The 15,188-nt window shown below is 58.0% G+C and carries 11 protein-coding genes and 1 riboswitch; of the genes, 5 read left to right on the top strand and 6 right to left on the bottom strand.

All coding sequences use genetic code 11. The features are described from left to right. Positions 1 to 3: 3 nt before the first annotated feature. Both TU76_RS13840 and TU76_RS13845 read right to left on the bottom strand, forming a co-directional pair. A complete protein-coding gene (locus tag TU76_RS13840) occupies positions 4 to 192 on the bottom strand; it encodes a CbtB domain-containing protein (protein WP_019827274.1) in 189 nt (62 codons plus the stop codon). Between the two features lie 95 nt (positions 193 to 287). Next, a riboswitch (cobalamin riboswitch) is annotated at positions 288 to 499 on the bottom strand. A 133-nt stretch (positions 500 to 632) separates the two neighbouring features. Continuing rightward, positions 633 to 995 (bottom strand): response regulator, encoded by a 363-nt coding sequence (locus TU76_RS13845; RefSeq protein WP_046810714.1) that lies wholly within the window; start codon positions 993 to 995, stop codon positions 633 to 635. Between the two features lie 176 nt (positions 996 to 1,171). Between TU76_RS13845 and TU76_RS13850 the strand changes: the two genes are divergently transcribed. The 5 genes from TU76_RS13850 (at position 1,172) to TU76_RS13870 (ending at position 7,700) form a co-directional block, all read left to right on the top strand. Beyond that, positions 1,172 to 4,648, top strand: coding sequence for a response regulator (locus TU76_RS13850; RefSeq protein ID WP_048351866.1), 3,477 nt, complete (start codon positions 1,172 to 1,174; stop codon positions 4,646 to 4,648). Further along, complete coding sequence (locus TU76_RS13855) at positions 4,649 to 5,464, top strand: CheR family methyltransferase (RefSeq protein WP_019827271.1); 816 nt, start codon at positions 4,649 to 4,651, stop codon at positions 5,462 to 5,464. Positions 5,465 to 5,481: 17 nt separating this feature from the next. Beyond that, complete coding sequence (locus tag TU76_RS13860; protein ID WP_048351867.1) at positions 5,482 to 6,069, top strand: chemotaxis protein CheB; 588 nt, start codon at positions 5,482 to 5,484, stop codon at positions 6,067 to 6,069. Further along, positions 6,063 to 7,256: a hybrid sensor histidine kinase/response regulator gene (locus TU76_RS13865; protein ID WP_046810719.1), complete on the top strand. Its 1,194-nt coding sequence runs from the start codon at positions 6,063 to 6,065 to the stop codon at positions 7,254 to 7,256. Before TU76_RS13860 ends, TU76_RS13865 begins: the two co-directional genes overlap by 7 nt. Before the next feature lie 66 nt (positions 7,257 to 7,322). Beyond that, positions 7,323 to 7,700 carry a response regulator gene (locus tag TU76_RS13870; RefSeq protein ID WP_003445176.1) on the top strand — a complete coding sequence of 126 codons (378 nt, stop codon included), beginning with the start codon at positions 7,323 to 7,325 and terminating at the stop codon, positions 7,698 to 7,700. A 219-nt stretch (positions 7,701 to 7,919) separates the two neighbouring features. Here the strand turns inward: TU76_RS13870 and TU76_RS13875 are convergent, their stop codons facing one another. The 4 genes from TU76_RS13875 to mexE all read right to left on the bottom strand — a co-directional run bounded on the left by TU76_RS13875 (position 7,920) and on the right by mexE (position 15,113). Further along, entirely contained in the window at positions 7,920 to 8,975 is a 1,056-nt protein-coding gene (locus TU76_RS13875) for a tetratricopeptide repeat protein (RefSeq protein WP_019827268.1), read from the bottom strand. A gap of 292 nt (positions 8,976 to 9,267) precedes the next feature. Beyond that, positions 9,268 to 10,677 (bottom strand): efflux transporter outer membrane subunit, encoded by a 1,410-nt coding sequence (locus tag TU76_RS13880; RefSeq protein WP_046810712.1) that lies wholly within the window; start codon positions 10,675 to 10,677, stop codon positions 9,268 to 9,270. Continuing rightward, positions 10,674 to 13,853 (bottom strand): efflux RND transporter permease subunit, encoded by a 3,180-nt coding sequence (locus tag TU76_RS13885; protein WP_019827266.1) that lies wholly within the window; start codon positions 13,851 to 13,853, stop codon positions 10,674 to 10,676. Before TU76_RS13885 ends, TU76_RS13880 begins: the two co-directional genes overlap by 4 nt. A 15-nt stretch (positions 13,854 to 13,868) precedes the next feature. Continuing rightward, complete coding sequence (gene mexE / locus TU76_RS13890; RefSeq protein WP_019827265.1) at positions 13,869 to 15,113, bottom strand: multidrug efflux RND transporter periplasmic adaptor subunit MexE; 1,245 nt, start codon at positions 15,111 to 15,113, stop codon at positions 13,869 to 13,871. Positions 15,114 to 15,188: the final 75 nt, after the last annotated feature.

Genomic DNA, 15,188 nt, shown 5'->3' on the forward strand with positions numbered 1-15,188 from the left:
GTCTCAATGGCACGGGAAGGCGGAGCTGTGACGGGTGTCATGGGCCGCATTGTGGACCGCATCGATATGCGAGAACCCGGCGAAGTAGACAAGAAAGGCTCCCAGCACCGCAGCGCCGACAGCAGCCACAATGCGTTGGCTTTGAGTGGCAGTGGTAGCAGCGGAATGGGTACGGCTGGTGCTAATGGACATGGCGCTTGCCTCTGGTCAGACGACGGGCAGCAAAGCGCAAGAAAACCCCACGAACGAAGCCCGCAGGGTTAAACAGCGCCCGCCCACCGCGGGTTTGTCATTCAAATAACCAGGCCGGTCTCCGGGCTTGCGAGGGGCTCAAGGGTTGAGCCTGCAAACATCTCCTTCCCATGCACACGGCACAGTGGATCTGATGTTTCTCTCGCTTACCGTTGCGGGGGCAGCGCCGGACTTGTCAGGACTGAACGCCTGACGCACCGGTTTCCCGTTTCACCCTGTGAAGGGCACCTGATACAAGATGTGTAGGAAACCACAGCCCAGGAGAGTCGTCAATTTAAAGGGGGGGTGTAGTCGCTGCCGCAGGCTGCGATAAGGGCCGCAGGACCTTCAAAAAGCGGGGCCGCTACGCAGCCCTCGCAGCCTGCGGCAGCGACTACACGTCAGGCGGTCAGCATGCTTTTGACTTTGTCACGCAGTTGGTCAATGGAAAAAGGTTTGCCAATCACCGCCATGCCCTCTGCAACCTCAAGGGTTTCGGCATAGCCGCTGGCGAACAGGATGGGCAGTTTTTGGCGCAATTGGCGGGCCTTGCTTGCCAGCTCCCGGCCGTCCATGCCCGGTAATCCGACGTCGGTCATTAACAGGTCAATGTGCTGGGCCGCATCCTCTAGCATTTCCATGGCCTGCTCGCTGCCATCGGCCTCAAGCACGCTGAACTCCAGTTCTTGCAGCACGTCAACGATCAGCATCCGAACAATAGCGTCGTCTTCGACCACAAGGATGGTGGAGGGTGTGGCGGACATAATCATGATCTCGATAAAAATTTAAGCGTGGGTCTGGCAAGCAGCAAGGATAGCCTTGACCTGCGTTTGAGTGTGCCTGTTTGTACGAAAAAGTGCTTTATGAGGGTAAGAAAATAGAACTATTGCTCGGTAATCCGGCAAACTCCAGTTTTTTAAGACTGCTCACAGGCCTGAAAATGAACTCACCTGCATCAATTGATGAGCGAAGCTTTCGCAAGCTCCTGAGTCGCAACGTTGGCTTGCCCCTGGCGGTTGGTGTGCTCAGTGCCGCGTTATTCGTGATCATGGTCAGCTATTTGCTGTCAGTCATCAGGTGGGTTGAGCATAGCGACCGGGTTATCAGCAATGCCAACGAAGCCGTTCGGCTGACAGTCGATCTTGAAACCGGCATGCGCGGGTTCCTGATTACCGGTGATGAGCATTTTCTGGACCCCTACGCCGTGGCCAAGCCGCAAATCGGGGTCCAGTTGCAGGGGTTGCAGGAACTGGTCAGTGACAACCCGCAGCAGATCGACCGCCTGAAACGCCTTGAGGCACTGCAAAACGAGTGGAACACCTACGCGCAATCGATGGTCGATATCCGCCGCCAGGACGGTGATTACCGGTCCGCGATACAAGCTGGCCGTGGCAAGCGCCTGAGTGATGAAATTCGCAAGGAGTATGACGACTTCATCCAGATGGAGCAGCAATTGCGAGTGGCCCGCAGTGAGGAGGTCAGTCGGACCACGATCATCAGTATTGGCCTGTATCTGATTTTTGTACTGGGTCTGGGGGGCTTTTTAGCCTATATCGGTCGTCGCGATTTGCTCGAACTTTCAAAGAGTTACAACAATGCCTTCGAGTCACAAATCAAGACCGCGCAGCGCCTGGAACAACAGGCATGGTTGCGCAACGGTCAGACTGAACTGGCTGAACAGGTGTTGGGGCGTCTGACCCTCAATATGCTGGGTCACAATATCCTGCAGTTTTGTGCCCAGTACCTGGGGTCTGTAGTGGCTGCCGTGTATGTGCGTGAAGATCACGGTGACCTCAAGCGTGTAGCCAGTTATGGCTTTTCCCGCGAGCAAGAGGCTCAGGGCCAGTTGATCCACAATGGTGAAGGCATTATCGGGCAGGCAGTGCGCCAGGATAAATTGATTCGTCTGGACGACGTGCCCGCCGATTATTTCTTCAAGGTCAGCTCCGGGCTGGGCGAAGGCAGCCCGCGCAGTGTTCTGGTGGTGCCCACCAGTGACGATGATCGAGTCAACGGGGTCATTGAGCTGGGCTTCCTGAGGCCTTTGGGCGAGCGGGACATAGAGCTGTTCGAGTTGATCGCCGACAATATCGGCATGTCGATTGAAGCGGCCCGTTATCGCCAGCGCCTGCAAGAGGTACTGGCCGAAACCCAGCAGCTCAACGAGCAGCTGCAAGTGCAGCAGGAAGAACTCAAAACCGCCAACGAGGAGCTCGAAGAGCAGTCGCGCATTCTTAAAGAGTCGCAGACCAGCCTTGAGACCCAGCAGGCCGAGCTGGAGCAGACCAACGAGGAGTTGGCCGGTCAGCGAGATGCCATGGACCTCAAGAACAGCGAGCTTAATCAGGCGCAAGTGCAGCTCGAAGAGCGGGCAGAAGAGCTGCAACGATCCAGCAAGTACAAGTCCGAGTTCCTGGCCAACATGTCCCATGAGCTGCGCACACCGCTCAACAGCTCCTTGATTTTGGCCAAGCTGCTCTCCGAAAACCCGCACCAGAACCTCACTGCAGAACAGGTCAAGTTCGCCGAATCGATTTACTCGGCGGGCAACGATTTGCTTAACCTGATCAATGACATTCTGGATATTTCCAAGGTCGAAGCCGGAAAACTCGAAGTACGCCCCGAGCACACCAGCGTGGCACGTGTGGTCGAAGGCTTGCGCAGCATGTTCCAGCCGCTGGCGGGCGATAAGTCCCTGGACTTTGAGGTCCAGCTGCAACCTGGCACGCCGCCGATGATCTACACCGACAGCCAGCGTCTGGAGCAGATTCTTAAAAACCTGCTGTCCAACGCGGTCAAGTTCACGGAAAAAGGTCAGGTCAGCCTGACGGTATCCCGTCAGCCGGGCGAAGGTATTGCCTTTACGGTGCGCGATTCCGGAATCGGGATTTGCGAGGAACAACAGGACTGCATCTTTGAAGCCTTCCGTCAGGCCGATGGCACCACTAACCGCCGTTACGGCGGCACCGGGCTCGGCCTGTCGATCTCCCGTGATCTGGCGACTTTGCTGGGCGGTTCGATCAAAGTCAGCAGTGAACCAGGTAAAGGCAGCCTCTTTACCCTGACCCTGCCTGAGCACTATGTGGAGCACGAAGAGGAGCCCGTGCAACTGCCTGCAGGCCACTCACCCCGGGCTGTGTTGCAGGTGACCGAACCCCGGCCATTGCTGGCGGTGGATGCACCCGTTGAAATCGAGCGATTCCTGGATGACCGCGAACAGGCGCCATTTACCACACGCTGTATTTTGGTGATTGAAGATGAACCCAACTTTGCACAGATCCTCTTCGATCTTGCGCATGAGTTGGGCTATCGCTGCCTGGTTGCCCATGGTGCGGACGAAGGTTTCAGCCTGGCGGTGCAGTTCATTCCCGATGCCATCCTGCTCGACATACGCCTGCCGGATCACCCGGGGCTTACGGTGTTGCAGCGTCTTAAGGCAATGGCACCGACCCGGCATATACCGGTTCATGTCATTTCCGCCGAGGACCGGGTCGAAGCCGCCATGCATATGGGCGCGGTGGGGTACGCCTTGAAGCCGACTACCCGTGAAGAACTGAGGAACGTGTTTGCCCGCCTGGAGGCCAAGCTGACACAGAAGGTCAAGCGGGTGCTGCTGGTTGAGGATGATGACCTGCAGCGCGACAGCATTGCCCGCCTGATCGGCGACGATGACATTGAAATCACCGCAGTTGGCTTTGCCCAGGAGGCGCTTGACCTGCTACGCACCACTATCTACGACTGTATGATCATCGACCTCAAGTTGCCCGACATGCTGGGTAACGACCTGCTCAAGCGCATGTCCACTGAAGATATCTGCTCGTTCCCGCCGGTGATCGTCTACACCGGGCGCAATCTGACCCGGGATGAAGAGGCCGAGCTGCGCAAGTATTCGCGTTCCATCATCATCAAGGGCGCCCGCTCACCCGAGCGTTTGCTCGATGAAGTGACATTATTTCTGCACAAAGTTGAATCTCAGTTGTCCCATGACCGGCAAACGATGCTCAAGACCGCTCGTAGCCGCGACAAGGTGTTCGAGGGGCGCAAGGTTCTGTTGGTGGATGACGATGTACGAAACATCTTTGCCCTCACCAGTGCCCTGGAGCAAAAGGGCGCCATTGTGGTGATTGGGCGCAATGGCCGCGAAGCCATCGAGCGCCTTGAAGAAATGGAAGACATCGACCTTGTGTTGATGGACGTGATGATGCCGGAGATGGATGGCTACGAAGCCACCGTGGAAATTCGCAAAAACCCGCGCTGGCGCAAGCTGCCAATCATTGCGGTCACGGCCAAAGCAATGAAGGACGATCAGGAGCGCTGCCTGCAAGCAGGCTCCAATGACTACCTGGCCAAACCGATTGATCTGGATCGACTGTTTTCGTTGATCCGGGTCTGGCTACCGAAAATGGAACGACTCTAAGTGCAACGAAACACTGACATCGAGTTAAGGCTGCTGATCGAAGCGATCTATCTCAAATACAGTTATGACTTTCGCGATTACTCCGGGGCTTCGATCAAGCGCCGGGTCAATCATGCGTTGCGTCAGTTCGACTGCAGCACCATCTCGGCCTTGCAGGAGCGCATCCTCCATGATCCGACGGCCTTTATGCAGTTGCTGCAGTACCTGACCATTCCGGTGAGCGAGATGTTTCGTGACCCGGAGCATTTTCTGGCCATCCGCCAGGAGGTGGTGCCGATCCTCAAGACTTACCCGTCGCTGAAGATCTGGATTGCGGGTTGCAGCACTGGCGAGGAGGTTTACTCCATGGCCATCTTGCTGCGCGAAGAGGGCCTGCTGGACCGTACGATCATCTATGCGACCGATATCAACCCGCGGTCTCTGGAAAAAGCCAAGCAGGGGATTTTCTCCCTGGACAATATTCGGGCCTATACCCACAACTATCAAAAGGCCGGCGGTCAGCGTTCGTTTGCCGATTACTACACCGCAGCCTATGACTACGCCATTTTTGACAAGTCGCTGCGCGAGAACGTGACGTTCGCCGATCACAGCCTGGCAACCGACAGCGTGTTCTCAGAAACTAATTTAATTTCATGTCGTAACGTGTTGATTTATTTCAATAAAAACCTTCAAAACAGAGCCTTTGGTCTGTTCGAAGAGTCGTTATGCCATCGCGGTTTTCTGATGCTTGGAAGCAAAGAGACCCTCGATTTTTCGGACTACAGCAAACAATTTTCCCCCGTGCTCAAGCAAGAACGGATCTACCGCAAGCTATGACAAAAAAGGACCGTTACATGACTGATCGCAGACCTGTAGAGGCTGTGGTAATCGGTGCCTCTGCGGGCGGGGTTGAAGCGTTGCTGACAATTTTTTCCGAGCTGAAGCCGGGTTTCAGGCTGCCGATTATCGTGGTTCTGCACTTGCCTGAAGAGCGTCGCAGTCAATTGGCCGAAGTCTTTGCCCGGCGCCTGCCACTGACGGTCAGGGAGGTCCGGGACAAACAGCCGATTGTGCCGGGTACCGTGTACTTTGCAGGCCCCGGCTATCATGTTTCAGTTGAGCACGATCACAGTTTTTCCTTGAGTCAGGAGGAGCCGGTGCATTTCTCGCGACCTGCCATTGATTACCTTTTTGAGTCCGCGGCCGATGTGTATCAACAGCGGCTGGCCGCGATTTTACTGACGGGCGCCAATCGGGATGGTGCGCGGGGGCTGAGTGTGGTCAAGCAGTTGGGCGGTCTGACCATCGTCCAGGACCCTGACGAGGCGCAGGCAGCGACCATGCCGCAAGCGGCACTGGATCTTTGCCAACCGGACTGCGTCCTTCCTTTGCACGGCATTGGCCGTTTGCTTGTCGAGCTGGAACATACCGAATGCTGCTAAATGATATTCAAGCCAAGCTGCTGATCGTCGACGATCTGCCGGAAAACCTGCTGGCCCTCGAAGCGTTGATCAAGCGCGAGGATCGCATCGTGTACAAGGCCTTGTCTGCGGATGAGGCACTGTCGCTGCTGTTGCAGCATGAATTTGCGATGGCCATTCTGGACGTGCAAATGCCCGGCATGAACGGTTTTGAACTGGCTGAGTTGATGCGCGGCACGGCGAAGACCAAAAACATCCCGATCGTGTTCGTCAGTGCCGCAGGGCGCGAGATGAACTATGCCTTCAAGGGCTACGAAAGCGGCGCAGTGGACTTTCTGCACAAGCCGCTGGATATCCACGCGGTCAAAAGCAAGGTCAATGTATTCGTCGAGCTGTATCGCCAGAGCAAGGCCATGAAACAACAGGTCGAGGCCCTGGAACAGAGCCGTCGCGAGCAGGAAACGTTGCTGGCGCAGTTGCAACTTACCCAGGTCGAGCTTGAGCGTGCGGTGCGCATGCGCGATGACTTCATGTCGATCGTCTCCCATGAAGTGCGTACACCGCTCAACGGGCTGATCCTGGAAACTCAGCTGCGCAAGATGCACCTGGCCCGAGATAACGCAGCGGCGTTCACCATGGAAAAGATGCACGCCATGGTTGATCGTGATGAACGCCAGATTTTGAGCCTGATCCGTTTGATCGAAGACATGCTCGACGTGTCGCGTATCCGCACCGGCAAGCTGTCGATCCGTCCTGCAGAGTTTGATCTGGCCCGTACGGTCGATCGCTTGCTGGAGAATTTCTCGGCACAGATCAGCGCTGCACAATCGAGTGTGAATTTCACCGCAGAGTACCCGGTAGTGGGGCAGTGGGATGAGTTCAGGATTGAGCAGGTGATTTCCAATCTGCTGACCAATGCCCTGCGTTATGGTGCCAATAAGCCCATCGATGTAACGGTCTATATCGAGGGGAATCAGGCGGTGGTCGATGTGCGCGATCAGGGCATTGGCATCAGTCAAGAAAACCAGCAGCGTGTCTTCCAGCAATTTGAGCGGGTTTCAGCCAGCCAAGTGGCTGCGGGGCTCGGTTTAGGGCTGTTTATTTCGGAACAGATCGTTGCGGCACATAGCGGCACAATCAGCGTGCAGAGCGAACTGGGTGAGGGCGCCTTGTTCAGGGTTTGCCTGCCGCTTGCACAAAAGACTTAAATTCGGCGCAACCTATGACCGCACGCGGGGTCATACTGGCAGCGACGGCATGAATTAAGGTTCCCCATGAGTGAAGATGCGCAAGATGTTGTTCTGATTGTCGAAGACGATCCCTCGATTCTAATGGTCCTCAGCGCCTACCTGTCAGGCGAGGGCTACAGGGTCTTGCAGGCCGAAAATGGCGAGCAGGCGTTCGAGATTCTGGCGAGCAAGCCGCATCTGGATCTTATGGTGACTGATTTTCGTCTGCCGGGCGGTATTTCCGGGGTGCAGATTGCCGAGCCTGCGCTGAAGCTGCGACCGGACCTGAAAGTGATCTTTATCAGCGGTTACCCGGCCGAAATCCGCGATACAGGCAGCCCGATCACCCTGACGGCACCGATCCTGGCCAAACCGTTCGATCTCGATACCCTGCAAGAGCAAATCCAGAAGCTGCTGGCCTGATACTGCACTCTGTTACCTGTAAAGCCCCCCAGTATGGAGAGTGCTCGCAAATGCTCTTCGCGAGCAGGCTCGCTCCCACAATAACTCCTGCAAGGCTTGAATTCAGTGGGCGCCGAAGTCCCAGTGGGAGCGAGCCTGCTGGCGAATTGCTTCGCGGCTGGCCCGCTTGACGTTGAAGTCAGCCTGCGGCAGCGGCTACAGGGTTTGGGATGCCTTGAGTCAAAGCCCCTGCTGCAACGCCGGATCATCCGGATTTTGCTGTTCCAGCTGCGCCAGCAGCACTTGCACATTCTGTAATTGCCCGGCCTCTTTCCAGTAGCTGATCAACAATACCCGCGCCTTGCGATTGGCCGGTTGGCGTTGCAGCAGCTCTTCGAGCTGGCGTTGCGCGGCTTCAAGCTGGTCGAGGTCATGCAGTGCGGTTGCCAGCTTGTACCGGTAATCACTGTTGTCGGGGTCCAGCTCAACGGCTTTGGCCAGGCCCAGCAGGGCGTACTCCGTCTGACCATGATTTAGCAGCCAGATCCCCAGGGCATGTTGCAGGTACGCTGAGTCGGGATGGGCTTGCAGCTGTCTGGCCAGTAATTGACGGGCCTGTTCTCCTTCGCCGCGCTTGTCCAGCAGCTCAATCTGCGCCACGACCGCCTTGAGGTTATTCGGGTCCAGGCGGGTCACGTGTTCCAGTGCAGCCTGGGCATCATCCAATTGACCTTCGTGCAAATACAGGCGGGCGAGCTGACCCTGAGCCTGTGGATCGTCCGGCTTGGTTTTGAGCTCGCGCTCGAACTCGTCGATCACTTGCTGCAACGGGCCGAAGTACAGCCCCTGTTCATCTGGCGACAGGCCGAGCAATGCATTGGCGGCAGCGAAACGCACGCTCTGATCGGCGTCATCCAGCATCGGGCCCAGCAGCAAAGTGCGCTGGGCGCTGGGCACCAGGCCAACAATGCTCTGGATCGCGGCCTTGCGCACCAGGGGCGAGGGGTTTTGCAAGTCAGCGTCTGCCAGTTTCAGTGCCTGTGGGCTTGGGTAGTTGGGCAGCTCGGCATGCAGGCTGGCGCGCCGGGTCTCTGACAAGTCATTGCGGGCCAGTTGTTGATACAGAACGCGCGCGGCCCCGGGCTTGCCGTTATGGGCCATCTCAAGAGCGATGGAGTAGCGCTGGCTTACGGACGGCGTGGGAAGGGCAGGATCAGGGCGCATCGAATACCAAAGACCGGCGGCGATAAGCGCTGACAGAAAGCTGATTGCGAGGTAGCGGCGAGGCTGGGTCATCCAATATCCAGAAGCATGCGTGCGTATGGAGTGCAAGATTGGGTGAGTCGGGGGCTTGAGTCAAACGCAGACCCTTGTAGATACTCTATTGTAGGTCAAGCCCTGTTGTGGGAGCGAGCCTGCTCGCGAACAACCTTCGCGAGCAGGCTCGCTCCCACAGTTGCCGTTTTCCAAGCAGCTGCCGAAGGCTGCTACAGGATGCAGGCGAATCCGCGGCAAAAAAAAGCCCCGCGACCGAATGAACGCGGGGCTAAAAAATGGTTGGTTGCGGCCAACCAAAGGAGCTCTTGAATCAGTGTGCGCTTGCGACGGTCTCGGCTTGCCAGCCACCACCCAGCGCTTTGTAAATGGCGACTACGCCGCGATACAGCTCAACCTCGGCCTGAGCCTGGCTGTCTTCTGCAGCCAGACGCTCGCGTTGGGCGTCGAGCAGAACCAGAAAGTCCACCGTGCCTTCGCGATAGCGAATAGCCGCCAGATCCGCTGCGGTTCGGCTGGATTCGCTTTGACGAATCAACGAGACCAGGCGCTGCTGACGTTTACCGTAATCGCTAAAGGCGTTTTCGGACTCTTCCAGCGCTAACAGCACTTGCTGCTCGTAGCTGGCCAGTGCCCCATCGGCCTCTGCACCGGCACCGCGCAGTCGTGCGCGCACGCTGCCCAGATCAAACGCTGGCCAGGTAATGCGCGGACCCAGCGCCCAGGCATTGGCTGCTGCCGAGCCTATCTGCGAACCGCGTCCGGCGGTAAAGCCGAGAAACCCGCTCAGGCTGACCCGGGGGAACAAATCGGCCTTGGCCACACCGATTCGGGCGGTGGCCGCTGCCAGCTTGCGCTCGGCGCTCATGATGTCGGGCCGGCGCTGCAGCAAGTCGCCGGGGTTGCCGATGTTCAGTGCCTTGGCAATGGCCGGCAACTGCGCCGGGCTCAAGTCAACGCTGAGCTGCTCAGGACGCTGGCCCAGCAGAGTGGCGATGCGATTGCGCTCACGCACCTGCTCGGCCTGCAGTTGCGGCACGCTGGCCTCAACCGCGGCCAAGCGGGCGTCGGCACGCATGACGTCCAGTTGATCGCCAACACCTGCGTCACGCAGGCTTTCGGTAATGGCCTTGGAGTCCTGCTGGTTCTTCAAGTTGGCCAGGGCAATCCGCTCACGCAGTTGGGCGCCGCGCAATTCACCGTAGGCATCCACCAGTTCGGCAATCATGGTCACTTGCAGCTGGTACAGATCCGCTGCAGCCACTTGCTCGTCGGCGTCGCTGGCCTCCAGTTCTCGCTGGATACGGCCAAACAGATCGACTTCCCAGGCCATGTCCAGGCCCAGGTCGTAGCGTTCACTGTTGACACGCTTCTCGGTCGTACCCGGGATCTGTCCCTTGCCGACATCGCTGCTGGCACGGCTGGTGATCGTCGGCATGATGTCGTTGCTGACGTCATCGCGAATCGCCCGGGCTGCACGCAGTCGGGCAAAGGCCACGCGCAGCTCGCGGTTGCCGGCCAGTGACTGAGTCACCAGCTGGTTGAGGGTCGGGTCATCAAACTGCTGCCACCAGATCCCTTCAAAATGCGCCCGGTCAAAGCCCTTCAGGTTATCTGCACTGATATGGGCCGGTTCTGTGGCTGGGGTCTTGTAGTCCGGGCCTACGGCGCAAGCGCTCAAGGCCAGCACCAACAGGCTCGGCAGAAAAACTTTCACGCTCATTGTTGCGACTCCAACTTGAGGTGCTTGGCCGCTTTACGCGCTTCACTGCGCTCTACATAACGGCGAATCAAGACATAGAACACTGGCGTCAGCAGCAGGCCGAAGAAGGTCACCCCCAGCATCCCGGAGAACACCGCTACACCCATGGCGTGACGCATTTCTGCACCGGCGCCGCTGGAGAGCACCAGAGGCACCACACCCATGATGAAGGCGAACGAAGTCATCAGGATCGGGCGCAGACGCAGGCGGCAGGCTTCCAGTACCGCATCCAGCGGGCTCATGCCTTCTTCTTGCTTGTCCTTGGCAAACTCCACAATCAAAATCGCGTTCTTGCAGGCTAACCCCACCAGTACGATCAATCCGATCTGAGTGAAGATGTTGTTATCGCCTCCCGACAGAATTACCCCGGTAATTGCTGAGAGCAGCGTCATCGGTACGATCAGGATCACCGCCAGAGGCAGGCTCCAGCTTTCGTATTGGGCCGCCAGTACCAGGAACGCCAACAGCACGCAGAGCGGGAACACGAACAGAGCGGTATTGCCCGAAAGGATTTGCTGATAAGTCAGCTCAGTCCATTCGAAGGTCATGCCGTTAGGCAGTTCTTCCTTGAGCAGCTTCTCCATCGCCGCTTCAGCCTGGCCCGAGCTGTAGCCCGGTGCTGCTGCGCCGTTGATTTCAGCGGTGACAAAACCGTTGTAGTGCATGACGCGGTCAGGACCTGCGGTGTCGCTGATCTTGATAAATGTCGCCAGCGGAATCATTTCACCTTTGTTGTTGCGTACTTTCAGCTGGCCAATCTGCTCGGGCTCCAGGCGGAACTGCTGCTCGGCTTGCACGTTGACCTGATAAGTACGACCGAAGCGGTTGAAATCGTTGGCATACAGCGAGCCCAGATAGATCTGCAGGGTGTCGAAGATGTCGCTGATGGCAACGCCATGAGTCTTGGCTTTTTCGCGGTCAATGGCAGCATCGACTTGGGGTACGTTGACCTGATAGCTGGTGAACAACCCGGCCAGTTCCGGCACGTTATGGCTCTTGGCGATAACGTTCTGCACTTCTTTGTACAGTTCGTCATAGCCCAGGCCGGCGCGGTCCTCGACTTGCAGGCGGAAGCCGCCAATGGTGCCCAGCCCTTGTACCGGCGGTGGCGGGAAGATCGCGATATAGGCTTCCTGTATGTCCGCGAACTCAGCATTGAGCGTGGCGGCAATGGCTGCGGCTGACTGGCTTGGGTCCTTGCGTTGATCGAAGTCCTTGAGCGCGACAAACACGATGCCGCTGTTCGGGCTGTTGGTGAAACCATTGATCGACAGGCCGGGGAAGGCGATCGAGTTGGCAACGCCAGGCTGCTTGAGGGCCAGCTCCGACATACGCTTGATCACCTCTTCGCTGCGGTCCAGGCTCGCGGCGTCAGGCAGTTGAGCGAAGGCCACCAGGTATTGCTTGTCTTGCGGCGGTACAAAGCCGGTCGGGGTGTGGGCAAAACCGGCCCAAGTCAGCGCCATCAAACCTGCATACACCAGCATCGCGATTCCGCTGCCACGAATGATCCGGCGCACGGTGCCCACGTAGCCATTGCTGGCCTTGACGAAGAAGCGGTTGAACGGGCCGAACAGCCAGCCTCCGAACAGACGGTCGAGCAGGCGGGTGAAGCGGTCTTTTGGCGCGTTATGGCCTTTGAGCAATACAGCGGCCAGGGCAGGGGACAAGGTCAGCGAGTTGAAAGCCGAGATCACGGTGGAAATCGCGATGGTCAGGGCGAACTGCTTGTAGAACTGTCCGGTCAGACCCGAGATAAACGCGGCCGGGACAAACACCGCGCACAGTACCAGTGCGGTGGCGATGATTGGACCGGTCACCTCACGCATGGCACGCTTGGTAGCGTCCACGGGGTTGAGTCCCAGTTCGATATTTCGCTCGACGTTCTCCACTACCACAATGGCATCGTCGACCACGATACCGATGGCCAGCACCAGCCCGAACAGCGAAAGGGCGTTGAGCGAAAAGCCGAACATATGCATGACGGCAAACGTACCGATCAGCGATACGGGCACGGCCACCAGCGGAATAATCGAGGCGCGCCAAGTTTGCAGGAACAGGATTACAACCAGTACTACCAGAATCAGTGCTTCAAACAGGGTATGGACTACCGCTTCGATCGAACCACGAACGAAGATTGTCGGGTCATACACGATGTCGAAGTCCATGCCTTCGGGGAAGTTCTGTTTCAGTTCGGCCATTTTGGCGCGAACGTCATTGGAGATCTGGATCGCATTTGAGCCGGGGCGCTGGAAGATCGGTATCGCCACCGCCGGCTGGTTGTTCAGCAAGGAACGCAAAGCGTATTGGCTGGAACCCAGTTCCACCCGGGCGATGTCTTTGAGGCGAGTGATCTGACCATCTTCGCCGGAGCGGATAATGATGTTCTCGAACTCTTCTTCACTGACCAGACGGCCCTGGGTGTTAACCGACAGCTGGAAGCTGGTGGCATTCGGCGCAGGCGGAGCGCCCAGTGCACCGGCCGCAACCTGGCGGTTTTGCTCACGGATGGCGGTGACCACATCGGTCGCGGTCAGGTTACGTGAGGCGGTTTTGTTTGGATCGAGCCACACCCGCAACGAGTAGTCGCCCATGCCGAACAGCTGCACATCGCCGATGCCGTTCAGCCGTGCCAGTTCATCCTTAATGTTAAGGATGGCGTAGTTGGACAGGTACAGCATGTCGTAGCGCTGGTCCGGTGAGGTCAAGTGCACAACCATTGTCAGGTCGGGCGAAGCCTTGTCCACCGTGATACCGATGCGCGTCACTTCCTCGGGCAGCTTGGGCTGGGTCCGGGTGACACGGTTTTGCACCTGTACCTGGGCGTTGTCCAGGTCAGTACCCAGGGCAAAGGTGATGGTCAGGGTGATTTTGCCGTCAGCGGTGGACTGCGAAGACATGTACAACATGTTTTCGACGCCGGTAATGGCTTGTTCCAACGGCGCGGCGACAGTTTCGCCGATCACTTTGGGGTTGGCACCCGGGAAGCTGGCGCGCACTACGACGGTAGGCGGAACGACTTCTGGGTATTCACTGATAGGTAATTGGAACAGCGAAATGCCGCCCGCAATCAGGATCAACAGTGAGAGCACAGCGGCGAAAATCGGCCGCTGGATGAAGAACTGGGAAAAATTCATCGGAGTTTTCGTCCCTTAACCGCGAGGAGTCGCGACGCTGGCCAGCTTCGGCGCGCCAGTGGCAGGCTTGGCAGGTGGCAGGTTGCTGGCTTCCAGGGCTTGTCGTTGTTGTGCCAGTGCGGCGAGGGTCTGTTCGTTGGCCATCGGGATCACTTCAGGCGTCACCGGTGAGCCGGGGCGGACTTTCTGCAAGCCTTTGACGATGATGGTGTCGTCCTTGTTCAGGCCGCTGCGAACGATGCGCAGGCCTTCGATTTTCGGACCAAGATCTACAGCGCGGTACGCCGATTTGTTGTCGGCATCCATCACCAGCACGAACTTTTTGCCCAGGTCGGTGCCCACCGCTTCGTCATTGATCAGCACGGCGGAGTAGGTGCCGCTGCCAACCAGTTTCAAGCGGGCATACAGGCCCGGTGTGAAGCTGCCGTCGGTGTTGTCGAACACGGCGCGACCACGGATGGTGCCGGTCTTGGGATTGACCTGGTTGTCGACGAAGTTCATCTGGCCCAGGTGCGGGTTACCGTCTTCGTTGGACAGGCCGAGGTAAACCGGGGTGCTCTGGCCGCGCTGACCCTGACGGGCAAGCTGGGTGTATTTGAGGAACACGCGCTCGTCTGCGTCGAAGTAGGCGTACACCTTGTCGGTAGATACCACGCTGGTCAGCGGTGTGACATCAGCGGTGACGATGTTGCCCGCGGTGATTTCGGCACGGCTGACGCGGCCACTGATTGGGGAGGTGACGCGGGTAAAACTCAGGTTGAGTTTTGCCAGGTCCAGTTGTGCCTGGTTGGCGGCGACACCGGCGCGTGCGGCCTGGGCTGCGGTGCTGCGCGAGTCTGCCAGTTCAGCCGAGATCGCATTGCTCTGGCGCAGACGCTCACCGCGCTGGGCTTCGTTTTCGGTACGGGTGGCGTTGGCGCGGGCTTGTTGCACTTCGGCTTCAAGACGGCGGACTTCAGCCTGGAACGGACGAGGGTCGATCTGGAACAGCAGGTCGCCCTTTTTCACCAGGGCGCCCTCGGTAAAGGCGACCTGATCAATCTGGCCCGACACGCGTGGACGAATTTCAACTGTTTCCGGCGCTTCAAGGCGACCGGTGAACTCGTCCCATTCATTGACCGGCTGTTCAAGTACCTTGGCCACACTGACTTTTGCAGCGGGAGCAGGAGCAGTCGCTTCAGGGGTTTTGCCGCATGCGCTCATCACCACGATGGCCAAAGCCGCGAGTGGGAAGCGCAAATGTTTAAGTGACTGTTCCATGAGGGGGAGTCCGCCAATCTATTGAGATGGGCGGATAATGCTGGCGCGCGTGCCGGGGAACGAATCGAACCCAAC

It is taken from the genome of Pseudomonas psychrophila (assembly GCF_001043005.1).
GTDB classification, from domain to species: domain Bacteria; phylum Pseudomonadota; class Gammaproteobacteria; order Pseudomonadales; family Pseudomonadaceae; genus Aquipseudomonas; species Aquipseudomonas psychrophila.

Coding starts and splice junctions, on each gene's coding strand:
- mexE (WP_019827265.1), bottom strand. CDS start 15,113: ATGGAACAGTCACTTAAACATTTGCGCTTCCCACTCGCGGCTTTGGCC.
- TU76_RS13870 (WP_003445176.1), top strand. CDS start 7,323: ATGAGTGAAGATGCGCAAGATGTTGTTCTGATTGTCGAAGACGATCCC.
- TU76_RS13880 (WP_046810712.1), bottom strand. CDS start 10,677: ATGAGCGTGAAAGTTTTTCTGCCGAGCCTGTTGGTGCTGGCCTTGAGC.
- TU76_RS13845 (WP_046810714.1), bottom strand. CDS start 995: ATGTCCGCCACACCCTCCACCATCCTTGTGGTCGAAGACGACGCTATT.
- TU76_RS13885 (WP_019827266.1), bottom strand. CDS start 13,853: ATGAATTTTTCCCAGTTCTTCATCCAGCGGCCGATTTTCGCCGCTGTG.
- TU76_RS13850 (WP_048351866.1), top strand. CDS start 1,172: ATGAACTCACCTGCATCAATTGATGAGCGAAGCTTTCGCAAGCTCCTG.
- TU76_RS13875 (WP_019827268.1), bottom strand. CDS start 8,975: ATGACCCAGCCTCGCCGCTACCTCGCAATCAGCTTTCTGTCAGCGCTT.
- TU76_RS13860 (WP_048351867.1), top strand. CDS start 5,482: ATGACTGATCGCAGACCTGTAGAGGCTGTGGTAATCGGTGCCTCTGCG.
- TU76_RS13840 (WP_019827274.1), bottom strand. CDS start 192: ATGTCCATTAGCACCAGCCGTACCCATTCCGCTGCTACCACTGCCACT.